Annotated in this window: 2 protein-coding genes and 1 pseudogene; 1 reads left to right on the plus strand and 2 read right to left on the minus strand. The window is 63.2% G+C overall.

Annotated elements, in window-relative coordinates; all coding sequences use genetic code 11:
• The coding region (locus tag Q0071_RS02565) for an alkene reductase (protein WP_298164984.1) at positions 1–1,161 on the plus strand (1,161 nt) is incomplete at its 5' end.
• A 10-nt stretch (positions 1,162–1,171) separates the two neighbouring features.
• Here the strand turns inward: Q0071_RS02565 and Q0071_RS02570 are convergent.
• Together Q0071_RS02570 and Q0071_RS02575 are read right to left on the minus strand one after the other, a co-directional pair.
• Positions 1,172–2,731 (minus strand): long-chain-fatty-acid--CoA ligase, encoded by a 1,560-nt coding sequence (locus Q0071_RS02570; RefSeq protein WP_298164986.1) that lies wholly within the window; start codon positions 2,729–2,731, stop codon positions 1,172–1,174.
• A 10-nt stretch (positions 2,732–2,741) separates the two neighbouring features.
• Positions 2,742–2,988: pseudogene (locus Q0071_RS02575) on the minus strand (NAD(P)-dependent alcohol dehydrogenase); the annotation flags it as partial.

A 2,988-nucleotide genomic window follows, 5' to 3' on the forward strand; every position in this document is an offset into this window, starting at 1 on the left:
GCGAAATCACATGGAGAAACACGTGACTGCGAGCAGCCTGATCCTATGAGTCTCGATGCGTTGTTCCAGCCGCTGCAGCTTGGCGGGCTGACCTTGCCCAACCGGGTGATCATGGCCCCGCTCACCCGCGCGCGCGCCACGCCCGGCAATGTGCCGACAGCGCTGATGGCGCAGTATTACGCCCAGCGTGCGGATTGCGGGCTGATCGTGTCTGAAGCGACCGCAGTCGATCCGCTGGGCATGGGCTGGTACCGCGTGCCCGGTTTGTGGACGTCAGACATGGTTGAAGGCTGGGCGCATGTGACCGGCGCGGTCCACTCGGCGGGTGGGAAGATCTTCGCTCAGCTGTGGCACATGGGGCGGCTGGTGCTGCCTGACTACATCGGTGGTGCGCAGCCGCTGGGCCCATCGCCCATTGCGGGGGAAGGGCAGACGTTTGCACCGCCACCGCCTGACTACGTAGGCGGCTTCCTGCCGATGAAGGCTTATGTCGTACCGCGCGAGATGACCCATGGGGATATCGCCCATGCGGTCGAAGCCTATGGCACCGGTGCCGCGAACGCGCTGGTCGCCGGGTTCGACGGCGTGGAGATCCACGCGGCCAACGGCTATCTGATCGACCAGTTCCTGCAATCGAACGCCAATCATCGAAGCGATGCTTATGGCGGTGACCTGGCTGGTCGCTCGCGCCTGCTGCGCGAGGTTCTGGAAGCCGTGACGGCGGCGGTTGGCCCCGGCCGGGTCGGTATCCGCATCAGCCCGACCAGCGCGCGCAAGGGCATGGGCGATGAAAACCCCGATGCGCTGGCCGATGCCGTCGCAGCCTTGGCGCAGGAATTCGGCATCGCCTATATGCACCTGATCGAGCCAATTGCTTCCGGCTTCATGGAGCGGCCCGACAACCCGGTCATCGAGCGCATCCGTGCGATTTTCCGGGGCGTCGTGATTCAGAATGGTAGCTTCGATGCTCCGGCAGCCAATGCCTGCATCGCGGCTGGCAAGGCCGATGCGGTCTCGTTCGGGCGGCCCTATATCGCCAATCCCGATCTCGTGATGCGCATGCGCGGCGGGCATCCACTTGCGGTGGCGGACATGGACCATGCCTATGTCGGCGATGCGTGCGGCTATACCGATTATCCGCTGTTTGCCGGTTCGGTTTAGCGCATGATGCTCACGCGACCTGGCGCGTGGCCCGTTCCCAGTGCGGCGCGCGCAGGTCCTTCTTAGAAACCTTGCCCGATGGCACCAGCGGGAAGCTTTCCATGAACGTCACTCGCTTGGGCACTTTGTAGCCCGCCAGCAGCGTTCGTGCATGTGCGATCAGCGCGGCTTCATCGAGCCCGCTATCGGGCTGGCGGATAACGCAGGCCATCACCGCTTCGCCCCACCGCGCATCGGGCACGCCGATCACTGCGACTTGCGCCACCTCCGGGTGGGTTGAAAGCGCGTTCTCCACCTCGGCGCAATAGATGTTCTCGCCGCCCGAGACGATCATGTCCTTGACCCGGTCGACGATGTAGTAAAGCCCCTCTGAATCGCGGCGCGCCACATCGCCGGTGCGGTACCAGCCATTTTGCAGAACTTTGGCAGTGGCATCGTCCTGTTTCCAGTACCCAGCGGTGATGGCAGGCGCACGTGCGATCAGTTCGCCTGGTTCACCCTCGGGTACATCGTTCCCAGCGGCATCGACGATGCGCAGTTCGATCAGCGGCAGCGGGCGGCCGCAGCTTTGCAGCTTGGCCTCGTCCTCTAGGTCATGTTCGCCTGGCCTGAGGATCGTGAACGCCCCGCAGGCTTCGGTGGCACCATAGAACTGCATGAACGCACAAGGCATCTGCGCGATGGCGCGCCGGATTAGGCCCAGCGAAATCGGCGATCCTGCATAGAGCACGAGCCGCAGAGACGAGAAATCGGTCTCGGCCGCGCGCGGATGATCGAGCAGCATCTGGATCATCGTCGGGGTAAGGGTCAGCAAGGTCGGACGGTCGCGCTCGATTGTCTCGCAAATCACGCCGGGATCGAATTGGCGCACGATCGAGACCGCCACGCCGTTATACAGGCACTGGAACGCAATGCCGATCGAGAGCAGATGGAAATTGGGCAACGGGTTTATGAATATATCGCCCTCGTGCCATTCGTAGGCGGGCTCGAGATGCTCGCACAGACGCATCCGGTTGAACGCGCCGTGGCTCAGCATCACGCCCTTGGGTTTGCCCGTGGTGCCCGAGGTATAGAGCTGGATGGCAACGTCTTCCTCGCTGATGAACAGGTCGGGCTTTGTCGTACTATCGCCGGAATAGCGGCGTTCTAACGTGTCTTCACCATCGAACCAAATCACCTCGACCGCACACCCTGAAACTTCCGCTGCGGCGTTCCACAGGTCTGCCAGCGTGCGCTCGACGAATACAATTCGCGCTGTGCTGTCGTCGATGAGCTGCGCCAGTTCGGCGGCCGAAAGACGCCAGTTGAAGGGAACGAAGGCGGCGCGCGTGCGGGCCGTGGCGGTCAGCGCAAAGTAGAAATCGGGGCTGTTGAGGCCAAGGAAGCCGATCCGGTCGCCCGGCTCCGCACCATGCGCCAGCAGGCCGTTCGCAATGCGGTTGGAAACCGCATCATACTCGGCAAACGAGATCGTGCGATCCCCTTGAACCAGCGCGCGCCGCCCGGGCGCGGTGCGCGCATGGTATTCGATGAATTCGCCGAGCGTCCTGACTTCGGGATAGAGCCACATGGGTGTGTCCTCAATCGATGAGCAGCACGGCCTTGACGCATTTCCCGTGGTGGGCATCGTCGATGGCCTCGTTGATCTGGTCCAGGCGATAGGTCTTGATAAACGCCTCGATCGGAAGTCGCCCCGCTTTGTGGTGCGCGATCAGTTCGGGGAGGAACACCGCTGGTTCGGAATCGCCCTCGATGATCCCGCGCACCGTGCCGCCCTGGGTGATGAACCGTACGACGGGAACTGGCAGCGCGGCATCGAGCGAGCCC

This window comes from Novosphingobium sp., from assembly GCF_027486195.1.
In the GTDB taxonomy this organism is placed as follows: domain Bacteria; phylum Pseudomonadota; class Alphaproteobacteria; order Sphingomonadales; family Sphingomonadaceae; genus Novosphingobium.